This window comes from Actinophytocola sp. (assembly GCF_036555685.1).
Lineage (GTDB): Bacteria > Actinomycetota > Actinomycetes > Mycobacteriales > Pseudonocardiaceae > Actinophytocola.
Genome location: NZ_DATBKY010000224.1, coordinates 1 through 20512, shown reverse-complemented (window position 1 = coordinate 20512; position 20512 = coordinate 1). Strand labels below are relative to the sequence as shown.

At 72.3% G+C, this 20512-nt stretch carries 23 protein-coding genes; 11 read left to right on the top strand and 12 right to left on the bottom strand.

Annotated features, from left to right (window positions below):
* The 6 genes from helR to VH969_RS20930 form a co-directional block, all read right to left on the bottom strand.
* Positions 1 to 2165, bottom strand: a 2165-nt coding sequence (gene helR / locus VH969_RS20955; protein ID WP_331976779.1) for an RNA polymerase recycling motor ATPase HelR, incomplete at its 3' end; no start/stop codon positions are given.
* A 160-nt stretch (positions 2166 to 2325) separates the two neighbouring features.
* Positions 2326 to 3087 carry a hypothetical protein gene (locus VH969_RS20950; protein ID WP_331976777.1) on the bottom strand — a complete coding sequence of 254 codons (762 nt, stop codon included), beginning with the start codon at positions 3085 to 3087 and terminating at the stop codon, positions 2326 to 2328.
* Complete coding sequence (locus tag VH969_RS20945) at positions 3084 to 4019, bottom strand: ABC transporter ATP-binding protein (RefSeq protein ID WP_331976775.1); 936 nt, start codon at positions 4017 to 4019, stop codon at positions 3084 to 3086. Before VH969_RS20945 ends, VH969_RS20950 begins: the two co-directional genes overlap by 4 nt.
* 84 nt (positions 4020 to 4103) lie before the next feature.
* The gene (locus tag VH969_RS20940) at positions 4104 to 4592 is read right to left on the bottom strand and encodes a nuclear transport factor 2 family protein (RefSeq protein ID WP_331976773.1); all 489 of its coding nucleotides are present in this window, start codon (positions 4590 to 4592) and stop codon (positions 4104 to 4106) included.
* Between the two features lie 60 nt (positions 4593 to 4652).
* Complete coding sequence (locus VH969_RS20935) at positions 4653 to 5306, bottom strand: maleylpyruvate isomerase N-terminal domain-containing protein (protein ID WP_331976771.1); 654 nt, start codon at positions 5304 to 5306, stop codon at positions 4653 to 4655.
* A 35-nt stretch (positions 5307 to 5341) separates the two neighbouring features.
* Complete coding sequence (locus VH969_RS20930) at positions 5342 to 6559, bottom strand: cytochrome P450 (RefSeq protein WP_331976769.1); 1218 nt, start codon at positions 6557 to 6559, stop codon at positions 5342 to 5344.
* Positions 6560 to 6750: 191 nt separating this feature from the next.
* On the opposite strand from VH969_RS20930, the gene VH969_RS20925 reads away from it, so the two are divergent.
* The 5 genes from VH969_RS20925 (at position 6751) to VH969_RS20905 (ending at position 9690) form a co-directional block, all read left to right on the top strand.
* Entirely contained in the window at positions 6751 to 7323 is a 573-nt protein-coding gene (locus tag VH969_RS20925) for a hypothetical protein (RefSeq protein ID WP_331976767.1), read from the top strand.
* A 114-nt stretch (positions 7324 to 7437) separates the two neighbouring features.
* The gene (locus tag VH969_RS20920) at positions 7438 to 7848 is read left to right on the top strand and encodes a VOC family protein (protein ID WP_331976765.1); all 411 of its coding nucleotides are present in this window, start codon (positions 7438 to 7440) and stop codon (positions 7846 to 7848) included.
* The gene (locus VH969_RS20915; RefSeq protein WP_331976763.1) at positions 7848 to 8318 is read left to right on the top strand and encodes a nitroreductase family deazaflavin-dependent oxidoreductase; all 471 of its coding nucleotides are present in this window, start codon (positions 7848 to 7850) and stop codon (positions 8316 to 8318) included. Before VH969_RS20920 ends, VH969_RS20915 begins: the two co-directional genes overlap by 1 nt.
* Before the next feature lie 73 nt (positions 8319 to 8391).
* Positions 8392 to 9096, top strand: coding sequence for a B3/B4 domain-containing protein (locus VH969_RS20910; protein WP_331976761.1), 705 nt, complete (start codon positions 8392 to 8394; stop codon positions 9094 to 9096).
* A gap of 81 nt (positions 9097 to 9177) precedes the next feature.
* Positions 9178 to 9690: a pyridoxamine 5'-phosphate oxidase family protein gene (locus tag VH969_RS20905; RefSeq protein ID WP_331976759.1), complete on the top strand. Its 513-nt coding sequence runs from the start codon at positions 9178 to 9180 to the stop codon at positions 9688 to 9690.
* Positions 9691 to 9693: 3 nt separating this feature from the next.
* Here the strand turns inward: VH969_RS20905 and VH969_RS20900 are convergent, their stop codons facing one another.
* Together VH969_RS20900 and VH969_RS20895 are read right to left on the bottom strand one after the other, a co-directional pair.
* Positions 9694 to 10656 (bottom strand): aldo/keto reductase, encoded by a 963-nt coding sequence (locus tag VH969_RS20900; RefSeq protein WP_331976757.1) that lies wholly within the window; start codon positions 10654 to 10656, stop codon positions 9694 to 9696.
* Positions 10657 to 10744: 88 nt separating this feature from the next.
* Positions 10745 to 11002 carry a hypothetical protein gene (locus VH969_RS20895; RefSeq protein ID WP_331976755.1) on the bottom strand — a complete coding sequence of 86 codons (258 nt, stop codon included), beginning with the start codon at positions 11000 to 11002 and terminating at the stop codon, positions 10745 to 10747.
* A 65-nt stretch (positions 11003 to 11067) separates the two neighbouring features.
* Here VH969_RS20895 and VH969_RS20890 point away from each other — a divergent pair, with 65 nt between their 5' ends.
* The 4 genes from VH969_RS20890 to VH969_RS20875 all read left to right on the top strand — a co-directional run bounded on the left by VH969_RS20890 (position 11068) and on the right by VH969_RS20875 (position 16324).
* Complete coding sequence (locus tag VH969_RS20890) at positions 11068 to 11838, top strand: glycosyltransferase family 2 protein (protein WP_331976753.1); 771 nt, start codon at positions 11068 to 11070, stop codon at positions 11836 to 11838.
* A gap of 138 nt (positions 11839 to 11976) precedes the next feature.
* Complete coding sequence (locus VH969_RS20885) at positions 11977 to 14004, top strand: AAA family ATPase (protein ID WP_331976751.1); 2028 nt, start codon at positions 11977 to 11979, stop codon at positions 14002 to 14004.
* Positions 14005 to 14082: 78 nt separating this feature from the next.
* Positions 14083 to 15477 carry an FAD-dependent oxidoreductase gene (locus VH969_RS20880; RefSeq protein ID WP_331976749.1) on the top strand — a complete coding sequence of 465 codons (1395 nt, stop codon included), beginning with the start codon at positions 14083 to 14085 and terminating at the stop codon, positions 15475 to 15477.
* A gap of 10 nt (positions 15478 to 15487) precedes the next feature.
* Positions 15488 to 16324: an alpha/beta fold hydrolase gene (locus VH969_RS20875; RefSeq protein ID WP_331976747.1), complete on the top strand. Its 837-nt coding sequence runs from the start codon at positions 15488 to 15490 to the stop codon at positions 16322 to 16324.
* A 54-nt stretch (positions 16325 to 16378) separates the two neighbouring features.
* On the opposite strand, the gene VH969_RS20870 is transcribed toward VH969_RS20875, so the two are convergent.
* On the bottom strand, positions 16379 to 17881 hold the full coding sequence (locus VH969_RS20870) for a M4 family metallopeptidase (protein WP_331976745.1): 1503 nt from the start codon (positions 17879 to 17881) through the stop codon (positions 16379 to 16381).
* Positions 17882 to 18103: 222 nt separating this feature from the next.
* Between VH969_RS20870 and VH969_RS20865 the strand changes: the two genes are divergently transcribed.
* The gene (locus tag VH969_RS20865) at positions 18104 to 18937 is read left to right on the top strand and encodes a PhzF family protein (RefSeq protein ID WP_331976743.1); all 834 of its coding nucleotides are present in this window, start codon (positions 18104 to 18106) and stop codon (positions 18935 to 18937) included.
* Positions 18938 to 18940: 3 nt separating this feature from the next.
* On the opposite strand, the gene VH969_RS20860 is transcribed toward VH969_RS20865, so the two are convergent.
* Positions 18941 to 19180, bottom strand: a complete 240-nt coding sequence (locus VH969_RS20860; protein ID WP_331976741.1) for a DUF2180 family protein — start codon at positions 19178 to 19180, stop codon at positions 18941 to 18943.
* Positions 19181 to 19236: 56 nt separating this feature from the next.
* Complete coding sequence (locus VH969_RS20855; RefSeq protein WP_331976739.1) at positions 19237 to 19722, bottom strand: MarR family transcriptional regulator; 486 nt, start codon at positions 19720 to 19722, stop codon at positions 19237 to 19239.
* A 44-nt stretch (positions 19723 to 19766) separates the two neighbouring features.
* Here VH969_RS20855 and VH969_RS20850 point away from each other — a divergent pair, with 44 nt between their 5' ends.
* The gene (locus VH969_RS20850; RefSeq protein WP_331976737.1) at positions 19767 to 19931 is read left to right on the top strand and encodes a hypothetical protein; all 165 of its coding nucleotides are present in this window, start codon (positions 19767 to 19769) and stop codon (positions 19929 to 19931) included.
* A gap of 40 nt (positions 19932 to 19971) precedes the next feature.
* Here VH969_RS20850 and VH969_RS20845 read toward each other — a convergent pair.
* Positions 19972 to 20512 (bottom strand): DUF4142 domain-containing protein (locus tag VH969_RS20845; RefSeq protein ID WP_331976735.1); only part of this gene is annotated, 541 nt, incomplete at its 5' end.

Sequence of the window (20512 nt, the reverse complement as noted above, 5' to 3'; positions counted from 1 at the left end):
AGCCCCGCCAGCGCCCGCGGCAACGGGCCTTGATGCAGAACGCCGAGACGCTGGGTCGCCCGGGTGAGCGCGACGTACAGCTCAGCCGCGCCGCGGGGGCCGTCCGCGAGGATCTGTTCCGGGTGCACGACCAGGACGGCGTCGAACTCGAGGCCCTTCGTCTCCGACGGGACGACCGCACCCGGCACGCCGGCGGGTCCGATCACGACGCTGGTGCCTTCGCGGCCGGCCTCCTCGCGGACGAACTCCTCGATGGCCGCGGGGTGCTCACCCTGGGTGACGTGCCGCGCCCACGGCCGGACACGGTTGGCCCGCACCGACTCCGGCGGCTCCACGCCCGGCGCGAACTCCGCGAGCAGCGCGGCCGCGACGGCCATGATCTCCGCCGGGGTGCGGTAGTTCACCGTCAGCGACCGGTAGACCCAGCGGCCCGGCACGTACGGCTCGAGCATCGTGTCCCAGGACGTCGCGCCGGCCGCCGACCGGCGCTGGGCGAGGTCGCCGACCACCGTGAAGGATCGCCCGGGGCACCGCCGCATCAGGACCCGCCAGTCCATTTCGGACAGCTCCTGGGCCTCGTCGACGACCACGTGCCGGTAGGTCCATTCCCGGTCCGCGGCAGCCCGCTCGACGAGCTCCCGGGTGTCCTGCTCGACGAACCGGTCCGCCAGGTCCTCGGCGAAGAGCAGGTTCTCCGCGGCGAGCAGGATGTCCTCGTCCATCTCCTCGCGGTCGAGCCGCAACGTGTCCAGCACGCCGGCGGCGTACTCGGCCTCGGCCATGCGCTCCCGCTCTGCGGCCTGCTCGGCGGACCGCTCGGCCACCTTGTCGCGGCCCAGCACGTCGAACAGCTCGTCGAGCAGCGGCACGTCCGACACCGTCCAGGCCTCCCCGTCGGCGCGGAACAGCGCCTCGTCGGCACCCGCGGCGCGCAGCCGTTCGCGCGAGGAGTACAGCGGGGCCAGCAGCGTCTGCGGCGTCAGCACCGGCCAGAGCTCGTCGAGCGCGGCGGTGAAGTCCTCGTCCTCCGCCAGCTCCTTGAGCATGTCCGCCCGCATGTCCGCCCAGGCTTCCTTGTCCGACCGGGACAGCCAGCCGCGGCCGACCCGGCCGATCGCCCGCTCGGTGAGCACGTACGTGACGATCTCGGTGAACACCGCACGGGCCTCGTTGTGCGGCAGCCCGCTGGCACGCGCCTCGTCCCTCGCCCACTCGGCGGTCTCGGCGTCGATCCGGACCGTGACGCCCCGCAGCTCGACCGGCAGCGGCTGCTCGGGCAGGCGCTGCCGGTCGGCGACCGCAGCCCTGAGCACGTCCAGGATCTTCCGCGAGCCCTTGAGCCGCGCGACCTCCGGGGCGTCCTCGGCCGTGACGCGTAGCCCGGGCACGAGGTCGCCGGGCGTCAGGAACACCACGTCGGACTCGCCGAGCGACGGCAGGACCCGGCCGATGTGGTTCAGGAACGCCGGGTTCGGCCCGACCACGAGCACCCCGTGGCGTTCCATCCGCTCCCGCTGCGTGTAGAGCAGGTACGCGACCCGGTGCAACGCCACCACGGTCTTCCCGGTACCCGGACCGCCCTCGATCACCAGCACCCCCGGGTGGTCCAGCCGGATGATCTCGTCCTGCTCGCTCTGGATCGTCGCGACGATGTCGCGCATCCCCTCGCCACGGGGCGCGTTGACGGCCGCGAGCAGTGCCGCGTCCCCGCGTGCGCCCTGACCGGGGCGGCCGAACACCTCGTCGGTGAACTCGAGCACCTGCCGTCCGCGGGTGAGGAACTGCCGGCGCCTGCGCATGTTCTCCGGGTGCGCGCCGGTCGCGACGTAGAACGGGCGCGATGCCGGCGCCCGCCAATCCAGCAACACCGGTTCGTGCTCGTTCTCCTCGTCGAAAAGGCCGATCCGGCCGATGTAGGAATGTTCGCCCGAAATGGTGTCCAGCCGCCCGAAACACAACCCGTTGTCCGCGACGGCCAGCCGCTTCATCTCCCGGGCGCGGGCACGCACTTCGACGTCCCGTTCCATGGGGGTCCCGCCGGTTCCCCGCAACGCAGCGGTGTACGCCCCCTTCACCCGCGCCCGTTCGGCGTCGAGCCGTGCATAGAGCCCGGCCACGTAGCTCCGCTCGGACCGCAATTCCTCTTCGTACCCGTGGCTTGACACATGCCCCTCACAGTGGCTAATCTGGCATTAGGTCAGGCGGGTTCTCCATGTATGCATGGGGAGCACGCCAATTTTTTATTGTCCACCCCTTGTCAAATGCCCTCGCGAAAGACGTGAAAACGGGGGCGCCGGCGGACGCCCCCGTTTGTATGCCGATCGGCTACGACACGTCCCGGCGCACCGCGAGCCAGGTGCCGGCGATCGCGAACACCAGGCCGTAGGCCACCAGCAGCAGGCCGCCCTGCCACGGTTCCAGCAGCGTCGTGCCCGGCTGTGACGCGCCCGTCAACGCCGAGTTCGCGCCGCCCGGCAGGTACTTGTAGTAGTCGCGGATCGTCGGCAGGGCCGCGGCGAACGCCTCGACGACGAACAGGTACACGAGCGAGCCCACGACCGCGGCGATCTGGTTGCGCACCAGCGCGCCGACGCCGACGCCGAGCATCGAGTAGACCGCGAGGCCGACGACCGTCCCCACCAACACGCCCGGAATCCCGTTGTCCGGCAACGAGAGGTCGATGTCCTTCACCGCGAGCCAGGGCAGCGCGAGGGCGATCGCGAACGCGACCACGACGATGCCGTAGCCGATGCCGGCGAGCGCGTAGGTCACGAGCTTCGCGACCACCACCCGGCCGCGCTGCGGGGTGGCGAGAAACGTCGGCGTCACGGTCTGGTGCCGGAACTCCCCCGTGATCCCGATGATGCCGAGGATCAGGACGAACACGCCGGACCCGCCGACCACGCTGAACAGGTTGCGCTGTCCCTCCGGTGTGGACAGCGGCGGCTGCGGGTTCCCCTCGGCACCGTCGAGCGCGATCGTGAAGCTCATGAATATCGCGGTGAGCACGATCGCGCCGAGCAGCATCCACAGCCAGAGCTTCGTGGTGAACAGCTTGCGGACCTCGCCGCCGATGAGCCGGATCACCGGTCTGCTCCCTCGCCGCCGAAGTGCTCCACCGGTCCCCCGGAGTCACCGGTGAGCGCGAAGAAGATCTTCTCCAGGTCGCTGCGCTCGGTGGCGAGCTCGTGCAGCTCGATCCGCTCGGTGAACGCGAGGTGGCCGACCTCCTCGGTACTCAGGCCGGTGATCCGCAGCGTCGCGTCCTGCCGCTGCGCCGTGGCGCGTTCGGGCAGGGCCGAGGCGAGCCGATCGAGGTCCGGGCCGCGAACCAGCACGGTCAGTCCCTCGTGCTCGGCGAGCTCGGCGATGCTGCCCTGCCGCACCAGCGTGCCGCGGTTGATGATCACCACGCTGTCGACGGTCTGCTCGACCTCGCTCAGCACGTGGCTGGAGACCAGGACCGTCCGGCCCTCCTCGGCCATCCGGCGCAGGAACCGGCGCAGCCACGCGATGCCCTCCGGGTCCAGCCCGTTCGCCGGCTCGTCGAGGATCAGCACGCGTGGGTCGCCGAGCAGCGCCGCGGCCAGGCCGAGCCGCTGGCGCATGCCCATCGAGTAGCCGCGGACCTTCTGCCGGGCCGCCTTGGTGAGCCCGACCAGCTCGAGCACCTCGTCCGCCCGCTGGTTCGGGAACCCGTTGACCGTGCAGTAGACGCGCAGGTGGTTGCGCCCGCTGCGGGCCGGATGGAAGCTCGACGCCTCGAGCATCGCACCGACCGTGCTCGACGGGTGGGGCAGGTCGACGTAGGCCCGGCCACCGATGGTCGCGGTGCCGCTCGTCGGGCCGATCAGCCCGAGCAGGCAGCGCAGTGTGGTGGTCTTGCCGGCCCCGTTCGGGCCGAGGAACCCCGTGATCGTTCCGGCCGGGACGGAGAAGGTCAGGTTGTCGACGGCCTTGACCGTGCCGAAGCTCTTGCTGAGACCGCGGACCTCGATCTGGCCGGATTCATCCGTCACGTGAACTCCCCCTGCTTGTGACCGCGGCCACATCCTAGGAGATCACGAGCATGGACGGAAACCGGCGCACCGCCGGAACACGTTCTATCCGGAAGCGAGCGGCGTCGCGGCCCACCGGTTGGCGGTCAGCCGGAAGCTCGGCAGGTCGTCGAGGGACAGCATCGCCTCGTACGTTCGCCGGTAGCCGGTGTGCCGGATCCGCCAGCGAGCGTCGGCCCCGCGCGCGTACCGGTCCTCGTAGAACGCCGCCCCGGTGATCACGGCGCGATGCTCGGTGGCGATCACCGTGTCGGTGAAGGCCCAGGTCCCCGACGCCTCGTCGCCGTCGATGTCGATCTCCGGCTGGCCGACGAAATGCGTGGTGACGATGCCCGCGCCGAGGCTGTCCCGCAGGAACCCGACGATCGCGTCCCGGCCGGCGAGGCTGACCGGCCGGCCGAGGGCGCGGGTGCCGTACTCGGCCGTGGCGTCCGCGGTGAAGACATCGGCGATCTCGGCCCAGTTCTTCGTGTCGACGCAGCGCAGGTAGCGGTACTTGAGGCGCTTGACCTCTTCGAGTGCGACCAGGTCCATGCGCCCAGCATCCGCCGTCTCCGGACAAAGAACAAGAACACGTTCTTGTTCGATCTTCGGTCAGCTCAGGACGAGCGGGAGCTTGGTGGCCAGCACGCCCAGTTCTGCCCGCTCCGCGTCGGTCGGCGGCCGCCGCCCGGTGCCGACCAGCAGGGCGTCCTCGTCGGGGAACGACGACGGGAACGGGGCACCGGCGAGCTTCTCCAGCGTCTCGCGGGACCGGGCCAGGCCCTCGGCGGGCGGTCCCGCGGCGCCCGGGAGGCCGGCGATCAGGTCGAGGTGGTGCAGCGTCCACTCGACGACGTAGGCGGACAGGTAGTCGCCGGCGGTCAGCACCTCGTCCCGGGTGGCGACGCGGGCGGCCGGATCCGCCAGCTCGGCGGCCCGCCCGGCGGCGGCGCCGACGTCGTCGAGGTGGAACTTGAGCAGCCACGGCTGTTCGTACGCGGCGGCCAGCCGCACGATCAGCGCGTCCAGCGGGTCGGCACCGGTCGGTGGTTCGCCGAGCTTCCAGTAGGTCACCGCGTCCACGGTCGGTTCGGCGTCCGCCGGCGTGACGAGCGTGATCAGCACGTCCTGCGCGTCGATGACGAGGTGGCACACCAGGTCCCGTACGAGCCAGCCGGCACAGCCGGACGGCCGCGCGAAGTCCTCGTCGGCCAGGCCGTCGACCGCCGCGCGCAACGCCGTCCACGTGCGTGTGAAGAGATCCACCGCGGCACGGTAGCAACGCCCGTGCTGATGGCCGGCTACCAGCGGACCGGTACCCGGTCCACACCGCCGGCGAGGCGGTTGGACAGGACCTGGATGTCGTCGACCGCCACGGCGAGCCGCAGTCCCGGGAACCTGCCGAACAGCAGCGGGAACACCGTGCGCAGCTCGATGCGCGCGAGGTTGGCGCCGATGCACACGTGCGCGCCGTGCCCGAAGGCGACGTGCGTGTTGGGCTTGCGGGCCGGGTCGAACCGGTCGGGCGCGGGGAACGCCGACGCGTCGCGGTTGGCCGAGTCCACGGAGACGAGCACGGCCTCCCCGCGGGCGATCCGCACGCCGCCGATCTCCACGTCCTCGTGCGCGTACCGCAGCAGCCCGGTGCCGCCTGTCGCCGACATCCGCAGGATCTCCTCCACAGTGGACTCGACCTGCCCGGCCGGGTCGGCCAGGAACCGGTCCCGCCTGCTCAGGTCGCTCAGCAGGAACAGCGTGCCGAGCGAGATGCGGGTGGCGGTCGTCTCGTGGCCGGCGAAGAGCAGCCCGGCCGCGAGCATCGCCAGCCGGTCGTCGGTGAACGCCGGGTACTCGGCCTGCGCGGCCACCAGGTCGGAGATCACGTCGGGCTGCGGGTCCGCCCGCTTCGCCTCCGCGAGCCCGGCCATGTACGACGTGAACTCGGCGAGTGCGGCCTGCGCGTCGGCGCCGCCGTCGAAGGTCGCGACGCGGGCGGACAGGCCGCGGAAGTGCGCACGGTCGGCGTAGGGCACGCCCAGCAGCTCGCAGATCACGAGCACGGGCAGGGGAAACGACAGCAGCTCGTGCAGGTCCACCGGTGCGCCGGGGTTCGCGTCATGCGCGGCCTGCATGTCGTCGAGGCAGCCGTCGGCGAGCTCGCGGATCCGGTCGGCGAGGCGACGCATCCGCGGCGCCGAGAACGCGGGCACGAGCAGCCGGCGCATCACCTTGTGGTCGCGTGCCTCGGTCTCGTAGTCGCCGCTGGGGCCGGCCTGCAGCGCCGCGTCCGAGATGCGTGACGCCTGCTCCGGCGCGGGGTGCGAGCGGCCGAACCGGGGGTCGCGGAAGACCTCGCGCACCGCCTCGAACGACGTGACCAGCCATGCCGGGTCGCCGGCCGGCGTGGTCACCCGGACCACCGGGCCGGCCCGGCGCAGCTGTTCGTACAGCGGCGGCGCCTCGAGTGCGTTGGGCCGATCGAACGGCAGCTGTGGAGCCGAGTTCGCGGTACTCGTCATTGAACGTTCTCCTCGCCGGCGGCCAACTCACCGTAACCCAGCAGGCACCCGGTGGGCGGGCGAGCCTTACCTGGGTAGCGCCCGACGGTTTTCTAGGTGTGCGCTACCGATCCGGTTTGCCGGGGTTCTGCGGATTCTCGATGCGGGCGCCGACGTTCGGCGCCCGTCAAGCTCGTGAGAGGAATCCACCAGTGCGCACAATGTCCAAGCGGGTCCGAAAAATCACCGGGGGTCTGCTGGCCGCCGCTGCCGTCAGCGTGGCAGTGGCAGCCGCCCCCGAGGCAACCGCGGCGCCGCAGTTCTACCGGCTCACCGTGCTCAACGGCGGCGGGGTCCTCGCCGCCGATCTGAGCGGGGGCGTGGTCGTGACCACCGCGCAGTCCAGCAGCACCCTGGCGCAGTGGGAACTGCTCTTCCCGGGCAGCGCCGGCAGCAGCGAGGACGGCTTCGGCTCGGCGTTCCAGCTGAAGAACCGCGCCACCCAGAAGTGCGTGAAGGACGTCGGAAACAACGTCCAGCTGCGGGAGGCCACCTGCGAGACGAACCCCGTGCCGAACTCGCCGCAGCTCTGGCACCACCACACCGCCGTCGACAAGACGGTGAACGGCAAGCCCTACCAGTTCGTGTTCAACCGCGACACGGTCCGCGTGCTCAGCCGGGCGCCGCTCGGCGGGGTCACGGTGCCGGCACTGAGCTCGGTCAAGGCCACCAACAACAGCAGCGCCGCCGCGGCCCTGCAGTTGTGGAACCTGCAGAGGCTCTGATCTCCACACGTCGACGGTGCCTTCGCACGTCCCCTCGCGCGAAGGCGCCGTTCGGCGTGTACCGGTCAGGAATCGAGAAGCACCGGCGCCCGGAGCGCTCATAGCGTGAGCGGCATGGACATCACCATTCACTGGACCTTCCTCCCCCACACCGACCCCGACGCATCGCTGACGTTCTACCGCGACACCCTCGGCTTCGAGGTCCGCTCCGACGTCGGCAACGGTGCGCAGCGCTGGATCACGGTCGGCCCGGCCGGGCAACCCGGCCCGTCGATCGTGCTGCACCCGCCGGGCCTCGAACCCGGCACCACGGACGACCAGCGCCGCACGATCGCCGAGATGATGGCGCAGGGCACGTACGCCCGCATCGTCCTGGCCACAAAGGATCTCGACGACACCTACGCACGGCTGCGTGCCGCCGGCGCAGAGGTCGTCCAGGAACCCACGCAGCAGCCGTACGGGATCCGTGACTTCGCCGTCCGCGACCCCGCGGGCAACCAGGTCCGCTTCAACGAGGTGCCGTGATGACGCAGCAGCAGGCCCAGCGGCGCAGCGGCACGCCCGGTGCGGTCTCCCGGTGGCTGCAGCGGACGGCGAACGCCCGGATGAACCGCAAGGTTCGCCGTGGCCGCGGCACCTTCATGGGCATGGACGTCCTGATCCTCCACACCGTGGGCCGGCGCAGCGGGCAGCCGCGGGAGACCCCGGTGGCATGGTTCGCGGACGGTTCCACCGGCGGCCCGGACGCGCGGCTCGTCGTCGCGTCGGGCGGCGGAAGCCGGCACCCGGACTGGCACGCCAACCTGATGGCCTGCCCCGGCGAGGCATCCATCGAGCTGCCGGACCGCGCCGCGGTGCCCGTGACGCCCCACCGGCTCGCCGGCGCCGACCGGGCACGGGCCTGGCAGCGCATCACCGCCGCCCAGCCCCGCTACGCGAAGTACCAGAGCAAGTCCGAACGCGAGTACCCCGTAATCCGGCTCACCCCGCGATGAGCGCATACGGCCCGGTCGCGTGCGCGGGCTTTGGACCTGTGCACGCGACCGCCGCGCCGCCATCATGGGTGCGGTGAACGACAGCCCGCGGTTCCGGCACTCCGACCCCGTGTGGCGGGACTTCCCCATGCTGGTCCCCGGAGTGCTGTACGCGGACGGCATCGGCCCGGACGCGGACGTCGCGGAGCGGGTCGCCCGGTACACGGCCATGGCCGAGCAGCGGCTGACCGGGCGGAGCGAGTCGGAGCTGCCGGAGATCCGGGCGTGGCGCCGGGCGTTCGCGCAGCTCGGCCTCAAGCCGACGCAGTACCGGTGCGCGGCGGAGTCGTTGCTGCGCCGCTTCCGCAAGGAGCGCGCGCTGCCGACGATCCACCCCCTGATCGACCTGTGCAACGCCGTCTCGCTCGCGTTCGCGATCCCGGTCGCCGCGCTCGACCTGGCCGCGATCGACGGGTCGCTCGAGGTGCGGTACGCCGAGGGCACCGAGACGTACCTGACGTTCGCCGGCGGGACCGAACATCCCGAGCCCGGCGAGGTGATCTTCGCCGACGACGCCGGCCACGCACACGCCCGGCGGTGGACCAACCGCCAGAGCGGCCGCTCGGCCGTACGGGCGTCGACGAGCTCGGTCCTGGTCGTCGCCGAGGCGCTGCACGGCACCGCGGCCGAGGACGTGCGGCGGCTCGTCGCCACGCTGGCCGCGGAGCTGGCCGCCGTCTGGCCCGGCGGCCCGAAGACCGCGCTGCTCCGCCGGTCCGCACCGGACTTCCTGATCTGAGACCTGCCGCGACGCCGCCGATGACTTTCGCGGTCCCGGACGGTCGATACAACGAACCACCACGCCGACCGAGGAGTGACCATGACCGACGTGACGCCATTGGCCGAGCTCGACACGCGATACGGCGAGATCACCGACGCCTTCCCGTGGCCGGAGGCGTGGGAGCTGCTGGTGCGGGCGGAGCTGTACTGGCTGTCCACGGTCCGGCCCGACGGAAGGCCGCACGTCACGCCGCTGCCCGCGGTGTGGCACGACGGCGCGCCGCACGTGTGCACCGGCCCGGAGGAACGCAAGGCCCGCAACCTCGCCGAGAACCCGCACTGCGTGCTGACCACCGGCACGAACGAGCACTGGGCCGGCGTGGACATCGTGCTCGAGGGCACCGCCCGCCGGATCACCGGTGAGGCCCTGCTGCGCGAGCTGTCCGCGGGCTGGACCGCGAAGTACGGCAGCTACTGGACCTACGACGTCGCGGACGGCATGTTCCGGCAAGGCAGCGGCGGCGGCGCGGTGGTGTTCCGGATCGAGCCGGTCACCGCGTTCGCCTTCAGCAAGGGCGAGGGGAGGTTCGGCCAGACCCGCTACCGCTTCTGACGGCTACCGGTAGCCGTACGGCTCGTGTGGGCGGTACGGGGCCTCGAGTGCGGACGACTCCTCGTCGGTCAGCGTCAGGTCCACGGCCGCGAGCGCGTCGTCGATGTGCGCCGCCTTCGTCGCGCCCACGATCGGCGCCGTCACCGCAGGCTTGCCCAGCAGCCAGGCCAGCGCGACCCGGGCCGGTGGGACGCCACGTTCCGCCGCGATCTTGCGCAGCACGCCGGCGACCTCCAGGTCGTTCTCGGGCCGCGAGCCGCCCTCCTCCACTGTGGCGCGCGTGCTGCCGGGCCCGCTGCCGCGGGCGAGCAGTCCCCGTGCCAGCGGGCTGTACGGCAGCACGCCGACGCCCTGGTCGAGGCAGCACGGGACCATCTCGCGCTCCTCCTCGCGGTAGACGAGGTTGTAGCGGGTCTGCATCGAGACGAACCGGGTCCAGCCGGCCGCCTGCGCGGTGTACTGGGCCTTCGCGAACTGCCACGCGTACATCAGCGACGCGCCGACATAGCGCGCCTTGCCCGCCCGCACGATGTCGTGCAGCGCCTGCATCGTCTCCTCGATCGGCGTCCCGTCGTCCCACCGGTGCACCTGGTACAGGTCGACGTGGTCGGTGCCCAGCCGGCGCAGCGACGCGTCGACGGAGTCCAGGACGTGCTTGCGCGACAGCCCGCGGTCGTTGGCGCCCGGTCCCATCGGGTAGTAGACCTTGGTCGCGAGCACGTAGTCGCCGCGCCGCCGGAACAGCTTGCGCAGCAAGCGGCCCGTGACCCGTTCGCTCTCGCCGGCGGAGTACATGTCCGCCGTGTCGAAGAACGTCACCCCGCCCTCGACGGCACGGCGGACGATCGGCTCGGCCTCGTCCTCGGACAGGTACCACGCGACCTGCCGCGGGTCGCCGTAGCTCATCATGCCCAGACCGACCCGCGAGACCCGCAAACCGGACGAACCCAGCCGTGCGTACCGCATGACCCCGACCTCCCTGGACTCCGACGAGCCCCATCTTGTGCGGGGTCGCGGCCCAGGGGAATGGCGGATCGAAGGCGATCGCGGCGAACTACCGATGCTTCCCGAGATGCGCGTCCGGATCGATGGTGCTTTCGACGGGCCGGCTTCCGGGAAGGTGCGACAACCAGATCATGTCGCCCCGGCGCTCGCGAATCGTGGCCGCGTTCACGCGGCGCTTCTCCGCGTTGCGCAGCGCCCGCAACTCCCGGCGTGCGGCCCGGTCGGCCTTTCCTCCCCTGGCCCGCAGCAACAGCACCGCGACGACCGATACGCCCACTACCAGTGCGACTATCCCCCAGGTACTCATATCTGCAATGTACCCACGACTGCCAACCGGTTTTCGGGATCTTTGGCAAGCCATAACATTTGCCGGTGCCTCTGGTTTCCGTCCTCACGCCCACCCAAGCGCACAACGCCACGCACATCGGAGCGTTGTGGGACTCGCTGGCGACCCAGGAGCTCGCGCCGGGCTGGGAGTGGGAGTGGCTGGTCCAGGAGGACGGGCCCCGGCCGGCGGTGCGCGAGTCGCTGCCCGAGGACCCTCGGATCCGCTACGACGCGCTCGGCGTGCAGCTCGGCGGTGCCGCCACGCGCAACACGGCACTCGCCCGCGCCCGCGGGGAGCTGGTCGCGGGGGTGGACCACGACGACTACTACGAGCCGGGCGGGCTGGCCGCGCTGGTCGAGCCGTTCGCCGCGGACCCGGCGGTGGCGTGGTCGTGCGCGCGGATGCGCTGGCTCAACGCGGACGGCGGCACCTGGGTGAAGCCGGACGTGTACCCGCCGGGCCGCATCGAGCCGGGCACGCTCGCGGAGAACTTCGTGCGCAGCAACGACTTCCCGTTCCCGGCGGGGATCGCCACCTACCGGCGGCTGCACCTCGTCGCCCACGGCGGCTGGCCCGCCGTGGCCCGCTCCACCGACGCGGCGCTGCTGGCCGCGTTCGCCACCCGCTGGCCCGGCGTGTGGGTCGACCGGGTCGCCGCCACCTACCGCCGCTGGCCGGCACAGCACACGGTGCAACCGGCGGACATCGCCATCCGCGACCGGCCCCATGTCAGGGGAGCCATCGCCCAGCGGCTGGCCGCCGAGCAGGAGCTGGCCCGGGCCGGCCGGCTCGACCTCCCACTGCCGGGGGTGTAGGCGCCGCGCGCACGCGGCGGGACACGACCGGGCACTGTCCCGTGCCGGCATGCTCGCGGACCAGCGCGCCCCGAAGTGCGCGACGTCGCCGCGCGTTCGACAGTGGTCGGCGCCGGACAGGCGGCTTACGATCCACGGGTGGCGACTCGCCTGGGCGAGGTTCTCGACGAGGAGCGGCACCGCAGCTTCGTCGGCCGCCGCCGGGAGCTCACGGGCTTCGACGACGCTGTCGCCGGTCGTTCACCGCGCCGGGTGTTCTTCGTGCACGGGCCGGGCGGGATCGGCAAGACCACGCTGCTGCTCGAGCTGCACGCCCGCGCCCGCGCGGCCGGCCGGCGGGTCGCGTCGCTGGACGGGCGGGAGGTCGACGCGTCGCCGGAGGGATTCCAGCTGGCCCTCGCCAGCCACGGCAGCGACGGCGCCGAGGTCCTGCTGGTCGACGGCTACGAGCAGCTCGCGCCGATCGACACGTGGGTACGCGACGAGTTCATCCCCGCCCGGCCCGCCGGCGACGTCGTGGTGCTCGCCGGCCGCGACGCTCCCGCCGCGGCCTGGCGGGTCGACGCCGGCTGGCGGCATCTCGTCGAGGTCTACGAGCTCGACCCGCTGGACGCGGCCGAGAGCGCCGAGCTGCTCGCCCGCGCCGGCGTGGCCGAACCCGACCGGCCGCAGCTGGTCACACTGGGCCGCGGGCACCCGCTGGCGATGGCGTTGCTCGCCGACGCCGCCCGCGCGGGCGTCGTGCCCGCCAGCCTCGCCGACGTGCCCGCACTCGTCTCCGCGCTGCTCGACTCGCTGCTGCGCGACGCGCCGACGCAGGCCCACGTCACGGGCCTCCAGGCGTGCGCCACGGCGTGGCAGACGACCGAGGACCTGCTTCGCGAGGTGGTCGGCGCCGAGGCGACCGCGGTCTGGGCCTGGCTGGAGCGGCGTCCGTTCATCGTCAGCGGGCCGCGCGGGCTCGCCCCACACGACCTCGCCCGCGAGGTGCTGCACTCCGAGTTCGAGCGCCGGTCCCCCGAGCGGTACCGGTCGCTGCACCGGGTCGTCCACGACCACATCGTCGCCCGCCTTCGGGTCGCGACCGGCGCGGACCGGCAGCTGCAGGCACAGCACCTGATGTACCTGCACCGCAAGGCACCGTTCACCGCCGCCGCCGACGCGCTGCGTGCGCAGGGCTCGACGGCCGTGGTACCGGCCCGCCCCGGCGACCACGACGAGGTGCTCGCCCTGATCGAACGGTTCGAGGGGCCGGACTGCGCGGAGCTCGCCACCGCGTGGCTCGCCGAGCTTCCGGAGGAGCTCAGCGTCGTCCGCATCGACGGGAGCATCGACGGGAGCATCGGCGGCTACGTCTACCACGTCTTCCACCCCAGCGGATCGGCGCTGGAGGAGCGGGACCCGGTCACCCGGGCGGCCCTGCGCCATGTCGCGGCGCACGGCCCCGCCCGGCCGGGGGAACAGGTCAACGTCGCGCGGTTCCTGGGTGGGCGCCACGACTACCAGCGCGACCTGTACGCGGTGCTCGCCGGGCCGGTGTCGTCGCTGGTGGCATGGGTGACGCGGCCGCTCGCCTGGTCGTTCGTGATGATCACCGACACCGGGTACTGGGGACCGGTGTTCGACTACCTCGGGTTCGCCCCGCTGGTCGAGGTCGAGGTCGGCGGCCTGCGGCACGTCGGCTACGGGATGGACTGGCGGCGCCTGCCCGTCGACGTCTGGCTGGACATGATGAGCGACCGCGAGCACTCCGGCGGCACCGGTCCGCCGCCGGCGTCGCTGCTGCGCCCGCCACCACTCGACCGGACCCGGTTCGCCGCCGCGGTGCGGGTCGCCCTGCCGGACCTGCAGCGGCCCGACCGGCTCATGACCAACCTGCTCGCGTCGTCCATGCTCGCCGTGGACGGCCCCGGTTCCCTGCGCGCCACCATCGTGGCCGCCATCGAGAGCCTGCGCGACGAACCCCGGGGCGCGACGCTGAGCGCGGTCCTGACCAGGACGTACGTCCGCGCCGCTCCCACGCAGGAGGCGGCCGCGGAGGTTCTGGGGCTGCCGTTCAGCACCTACCGGCGCCACCTGGCCAAGGCGATCGAGCAGCTGACCGACCTGCTGTGGGCCGTGGAGATCGGCGCCGTGCGGCTGCCGGCCCGGCCGGGCAGCGATTGAGCAGTACCTGACCTGGAGAGTGAGCAGCGGATTCGCCGACCCTCCGCGCATCGATGTTCCGATGTTCGGAGGTGCGCGATGGCGCGAGTCATCATTCTGGGTGCGGGTCTCGGCGGGCTGTCGACGGCCATGTTGCTGGCCCGCGACGGCCACGAGGTCACGGTTCTCGAACGCGACCCGGCCGACCCGCCGGCCGGGCGGGCGTGGGAGTCCTGGCAGCGGCGGGGCGTGAACCAGTTCCGCCTGCCGCACTTCATGCTCGCCCGCTGGCACGCGCAGATGGCCGAGGAGCTCCCCGACGTACTGGACGAGCTCAAGGCGGCCGGTGGTCTGGCGATCAACGTGATCCGCGCGCTGCCGGAGTCGCTGCGGGGCCGGCTGCGGCCCGACGACGCGCGGTTCGACACCGTGACCGCGCGGCGGCCGGTGCTGGAGGCGGCGGTGACCGCGGTCGCGGCACGCACGCCGGGTGTCACGATCCGTCGCGGGGTCGCCGCGACCGGGCTGTGCACCGACCCGGACCAGCGGCCGGCGCGGATCACCGGAGTGCTGACCGAGGGCGGCCGGGTCATCCGGGGCGACCTCGTCATCGACTGCTGCGGCCGGCGCTCGCCGCTCGCGTCGTGGCTGGCGGCCGTCGGTGCGCGGCGCCCGTACGAGGAGCGGGAGGACTGCGGGTTCGTCTACTACGGACGGCACTTCCGCGGCACGCTGCCCGAGGCGCGGATCAACCTCATCCAGAACCACGACTCGGTGTCGGTGCTGACGCTCCCGGCGGACAACGACACGTGGAGCGTGGTCTTCGCGACGAGCAGCCGGGACCGGGCGCTGCGCGGGCTCCGCGATCCGTCCACTTTCGACGCCGCGCTGGCCCGGTACCCGCTCGCCGCACACTGGCGGGACGGCGAGCCGATCTCCGGCGTCGACGTGATGGCCGGCATCGAGGACCGGTACCGGCGGCTCGTCGTCGACGGCGAACCGGTCGTGACGGGCGTACTCGCGGTCGGCGACGCGTGGGCGTGCACCAACCCGTCGCTGGGCCGCGGCACGTCGATCGGCCTGCTGCATGCGCGCTGCCTGCGCGACCTTCTGCGCGAGGTCGATCCGCAGGAGCACGACAAGCTCGCGCGCCGGTTCGACGAGGTGACCGCCGCGGCCGCGGAGCCGCTGTACCGGCTGACGGTCTGGTTCGACCGCCACCGGCTGGCGGAGATCGACGGCGACATCGCCGGGGTCCCGTACCGGCCCGACGACCAGCGGTGGGCGATCAGCAAGGCGATGGTCCCGGCGAGCCTGGCCGACCCGGACGTCTCCCGCGGCTACCAGGCGATCGCGTCGCTGCTCACCACCCCGGCCGAGCTGCTCGCCGAACCCGGGCTGCGCGAGCGCATCGTCGAGCTCGGCGGCGGCGCCGAGCAGTACCCGCTGCCCGGACCCGATCGCCGCGAGCTGCTCGCCGCGATCGCCGGCTAGCGGAGACGCCATGTTCGTCGAACTCGGCGACGTCACCCTCAACGTGCGCGACGAGGGCACCGGCGAGCCGGTCGTGCTGCTGCACGGCTGGCCGGACACCGGAGACCTGTGGCGGCACCAGACCCCTGCCCTGCGCGCCGCCGGCTACCGGACGATCGTCCCGGACCTGCGCGGCTTCGGTGAGTCCAGCCGCCCCACCGACGTCGCGTCGTACGCGATGCCGGGCATGGTCGGCGACGTGGTCGGCCTGCTCGACTGGCTCGGCGTCGAGCGGGCCCACCTCGTCGGCCACGACTGGGGCGCGGCGATCGCGTGGATGACCGCGGCACACGCACCGGACCGGGTGCACACGGTCACCGCGCTGTCGGTCGGGCACCCGGCCGCGTTCCGGTCCGCGGGCTGGGCGCAGCGGGAGAAGTCCTGGTACATGCTGCTGTTCCAGTTCCGCGGGATCGCCGAGGAATGGTTGCGCGCCAACGACTTCCGCAACCTCCGCGACTGGTCGGGCCACCCGGACATCGAGCGGGCCGTCGCCCGGCTGTCCGAACCGGACGCCCTGACCGCGAGCCTCGGCCTGTACCGGGCGAACCTGGCCCCGGAGTCGCTCCTCGCGCCGCCCGCGGTGCCGCCCCCGGTCACGGCGCCCGCGATGGGCGTGTGGAGCACGGGCGACCTGGCGCTGACCGAGGCACAGATGACCGGCTCGGCCGGCCACGTCGCCGGCCCGTGGCGCTACGAACGGCTCGAGGGCGCCGGCCACTGGCTGCAGCTGGACGCGCCCGCGGCGGTGAGCGAGCTGCTGGCCGACTTCATCGGCCGGCACAGCATGGTCACCGCGCCCGCCTGACCACCTCCCCGACGGCGAGCGTTTCCGGTGGCACGAACCGGAGCGGGCGTATCACTACTGCGCAGCCGCGCCCGCCAGGGCGGTCTTCGGGACCCGGACGCCGACCGTCTCCCAGGACTCGGTGACGGCCGCCACTTCGGGGCCGTCGTCGCCGCACAGCTCCCGGGCGGCGGCCACCGTGGCGCCGGCGAACGTGGCGAACCCGGACGTCGGGCGCAGCCGCTTGTCGCGCACGGCGGCCAGCCAGATGCGGCCCGCCGGGTCCCACGCGTGCTCACCGACGGAGGTCGCCAGCCGGTAGAACGCGTGCGCGGGGATGCCCGAGTTGATGTGGATGCCGCCGTTGTCGTCGGTCGTGCGCACGTAGTCGCGCATGTGGCCGACCTGCGGGTCGCTGCCCATCTCGGCGGTGTCGTACGCGGTGCCCGGCGCGGCGATGGAGCGCAGCGCCTTCGCGTGCACCAGCAGCCCTTCGCCCATGAGCCAGTTCTCCGGCTGGCCGAGTATGTACTGCTTCGCGAGCACGCCGAACACGTCGCAGACCGCCTCGGTCAGCGCCCCGGCCTGGTGCTGGAACTGCAGCTTCGTGTCGGCCTGCAGCACCGCGTGGAAGAGCTCGTGCGCGAGCGCGTCCAGTGATGCGCTGAACCGGTTGAACAGCCTCCCGCCGTCGCCGTCCCCGACGACGAGCCGGGTGCCGGTCCAGAACATGTTGCTGAACTTCTCTCCGAAGTGGACGACCGCCATCGTGTCCGGGCCCGTGTAGTTCTGGAGGTCGAGCTCGTACACCCGCCAGAGGAAGTCGTGCACCTGGCCGATCGAGTCGTAGATCTCGTCGGCGGCCTGGTCGCCCGCGGGTGGGTCGCCCTCGCGGCGCAAGACGGTGGCCGGCTCCTGGTTCTGGCTGTGCTGCGCGTCGTAGACGATCCGCCGCAGCGGCGGTGTCGTGGTCGCCGGCTCGGCCGGGGCCGTCTCGATCGTGCGGCGTGCGGACTCCTGTTCCGGCGCGGTTCCGCGGTCCGCGACGTGCCGCAGGATCGCCGTCGGGATGAACGGGGTCGAGGTGTGCAGCTGGAACGGCATCGACCGGGCGGGCCGTGGTCGATCGGTGTCGAACGGGGCGAGGTTCGCGGTGATCTCCTCGTCGCTGATGCGTGCGGTCGTGCCGGCCACGCGTATCGCGTCGCGGAGGACCGCGACCTCGTCGGAGAGGATGCGTTCACGCTCGTCGCCCAGCTGCGCGCCCTCCTTGGCCAGGAAGGCGAGCGCCTCCAGGGCCGCGTATCCCTTGTAGATGGTGTTGAACGCGTCGACCCTCCTGATCTTGGCGATGGCCTCGCCACGCTGGTTCCAGACCGGCGTGTCGAGCTGCACCTGCGGCCAGCTGCCGACCCGCAGGTAGAACGCGACCGACGCGCTGTTGCGGATGAGCTCGCCGTACACGAGGCGCGCGGCGGTCCGGCCGTTCTCCCGGCTGATCCGCGCGCTGGTGTAGAGGGTGAAGATGCTGCCGACGATCGTGGCGGCGACGGCGAGGATCAAGGCGCTCACGGTCATGGCCCGGCTCCCCAAACTCGCTTTCCGACATGGTCGCGGGCACCGCGCCGGGCGTTACGGCCTTGCGACCAGGTGTTCGGGCCGGATGGTTCCCGGCGGTTCGGGGGCGGGTCAGGCGGAGCAGGAGGTTCGCGTCCGCGCTCGCCGCCGCGGACTCGTGCGGCTGTTCACCGGGCCCGGTCCGCGCTGTCGTGGGGCGCGCCCCGGCGCTAGGTTGCCAGCGTGCTGTCCTTCACCCAGGTCGACGTGTTCACCGACGAGCTCCTGGCCGGCAACCCGGTCGCCGTGGTGCACGGCGCCGACGAGCTCAGCACCGAGCAGATGGCCGCGTTCGCGCGGTGGACGAACCTCAGCGAGACCACGTTCCTGCTGTCCCCGACCGATCCGGCCGCCGACTACCGCCTGCGGATCTTCACCACCGCACGCGAGCTGCCGTTCGCCGGGCACCCGACGATCGGCTCGGCGCGGGCGTGGCTGGCGGCCGGCGGGACGCCGAAGACGGACGGCCGGCTGGTTCAGGAGTGCGGCGCCGGGCTGGTTCCCTTGCGCCGCAACGGGAACCGGCTCGCGTTCGCCGCGCCGCCGTTGCTGCGCGGCGGTCCGGTCGAGCCGGCGACGGCCGCGGCGGTGGCCGCGTCCATCGGCGTCGAGCCGGCGGAGATCGTCGACGCGCAGTGGGCGGACAACGGACCTGGCTGGGTGGCCGTGCTGCTCGCAGACGCCGAGGCCGTGCTGAACCTGACGCCGGACCCCGCCGCGTTCGGCGAGTGCCCCGCCGTCGGCGTGGTCGGCCCGTACCCGGCCGGCGGCGATGTCGCTTACGAGGTACGCGCGTTCGTCGCCTTCGACGCGATGTTCGAGGACCCGGTCACCGGCAGCCTGAACGCGGCGATCGCGCAGTGGCTGATCACGGCGGGACGGGCGCCGTCGGCCTACACCGCGTCGCAGGGCACCAAGCTGCATCGCCGCGGACGCGTCCACGTCGAGCAGGCCGACGGCGAGATCTGGATCGGCGGTGACACCGTCCTCGGCATCACCGGAACCGTGGACCTCTGAGCGTCACCGTGGCGCGAGGCCCTTGTCCAGCGGGTGGTTGGCGTGCACGGCGTCCGCGCAGCGCGCGCAGTTGAGCACGCGGGTGTCGACGTTGTTGATCTCGGCGGACGCGAGGCCCTCCATCAGATGGATGGTCTGCGTGCCGAAGTGCGCGCACTCGGCGCAGGCGGCCGCACCGCAGGCCGCGCACACACCGATCGCGGGGACCTGACGTCCGTTGAGGCTGCAGTCGTAGCAGAGCATGATTCCTCCTGGAGGCCCCGGGGAGCGGGCCACGAGGCCTCATTTGCGTGACGCAATCATATCTCGCTACTACGGGTGCCGCTGGACAGTTCGGGCAGGGCCGCCGCGGCCGCGAAGCGCTCGAACGCCGCGGCCACCGTCCCGCGGGTGTCCTCGCCCAGCCGTGCCATGATCGCCGACAGCGCCGCGCGCCGGTCGTGGTCGACCTGGTCGACGATGCGCCTGCCCTCCGCGGTCGGCGCCAGCAGGACCTCGCGCTTGTTGAGCGGGTTCTGCGCGCGCTGGAGCAGGCCGGCCGACACCAGCCGGTCGCCTGCCCGGGTCACCGTGGACGGGATGAGCGCCAGCTCCTGGGCGACCGCGCTCATCGTGACCGGGGTGCGCTCGATGACCGTGCGCAGCACGCGGAACTGCGTCAGCGTGAGCTGCTCGGTCACCATCTCGACCGTGGAGTCGGCGATCGCGACCATGGCGCGCAGCACCGCCATCGCCCGGTCCGTCCCGTTGTCCGTCCCGTCGCCGGCCACCCATGATTGCGCCACGCAAGTATGCTAAGGCACGAACGAGCGAACGGAGGCCGAGCGCGGTGACCGAGCAGAGCCAGGACGCATACATCGAGCACGCCGACGAGGGTGGCGACCCGGTGTGCTGGCTCTCGCGCGTGTGCCCGGAATGCGGGCTGTTCGCCGTGCGCGAGCCACCGACGACGTGCCAGCGCTGCGGCACCACGATCCCGGCCGGCGACGACTGAGCGACGAGCGAGCATCCTCACCGGCGGTTCGGCGTCGCCGTCAGTTCGACGCGCCGCGGGCGCTGAGCAGCCGCACGCCCAGCACGGTCCCCGCGGCCACGACGACGAACGCGATCGCGCCCAGGATCAGGTCGGACGCGCCCAGCTGGTTTTCCGGGTAGGACGAGCCGCGGGCGCCCGCCTCGGCGAAGTGCCCGGTCTGGTCGTTCACGTAGCCGGTCGCCTCGAGCAGCGTCATGTGTTTCAGCACGATGGTGTTCGCCTGGGTGGCGAAGTCGAGGATCGTCTTGTTGTGGGTGCCGGCGCGCACCTCGGCGATCGTGCTGAACACCGAGCCGTGCGCGGCGCGCAGCCGGGTGGCGAACGTCTTGTCGAAGTCCTCGCCGGTCTTGCCGCTGATCTCGTTCATCCAGCCCTGGTGCGACGACTTCGGCTTGTCGGGCAGCTGCACGCCGAACTTCTTCGCGAGCTGCTCGACGACGGTGTTCAGTTTGGTGTGGTCGGTGAGCATGACCGAGCCGGCGGTCTTGACCTCCTTGGTCGTCCCCCGCTCGGTGGCGAGCTTGCCCATCGGCATCTCC

Bases quoted from the DNA above. Each gene is read 5' to 3' on its own strand.
- VH969_RS20940 (WP_331976773.1), bottom strand. From the start codon at position 4,592: ATGGACCTGGTCGCACTCGAAGAGGTCAAGCGCCTCAAGTACCGCTAC.
- VH969_RS20930 (WP_331976769.1), bottom strand. From the start codon at position 6,559: ATGACGAGTACCGCGAACTCGGCTCCACAGCTGCCGTTCGATCGGCCC.
- VH969_RS20860 (WP_331976741.1), bottom strand. From the start codon at position 19,180: ATGCTCTGCTACGACTGCAGCCTCAACGGACGTCAGGTCCCCGCGATC.
- VH969_RS20905 (WP_331976759.1), top strand. From the start codon at position 9,178: ATGACCGACGTGACGCCATTGGCCGAGCTCGACACGCGATACGGCGAG.
- VH969_RS20915 (WP_331976763.1), top strand. From the start codon at position 7,848: ATGACGCAGCAGCAGGCCCAGCGGCGCAGCGGCACGCCCGGTGCGGTC.
- VH969_RS20895 (WP_331976755.1), bottom strand. From the start codon at position 11,002: ATGAGTACCTGGGGGATAGTCGCACTGGTAGTGGGCGTATCGGTCGTC.
- VH969_RS20920 (WP_331976765.1), top strand. From the start codon at position 7,438: ATGGACATCACCATTCACTGGACCTTCCTCCCCCACACCGACCCCGAC.
- VH969_RS20875 (WP_331976747.1), top strand. From the start codon at position 15,488: ATGTTCGTCGAACTCGGCGACGTCACCCTCAACGTGCGCGACGAGGGC.
- VH969_RS20900 (WP_331976757.1), bottom strand. From the start codon at position 10,656: ATGCGGTACGCACGGCTGGGTTCGTCCGGTTTGCGGGTCTCGCGGGTC.
- VH969_RS20880 (WP_331976749.1), top strand. From the start codon at position 14,083: ATGGCGCGAGTCATCATTCTGGGTGCGGGTCTCGGCGGGCTGTCGACG.
- VH969_RS20870 (WP_331976745.1), bottom strand. From the start codon at position 17,881: ATGACCGTGAGCGCCTTGATCCTCGCCGTCGCCGCCACGATCGTCGGC.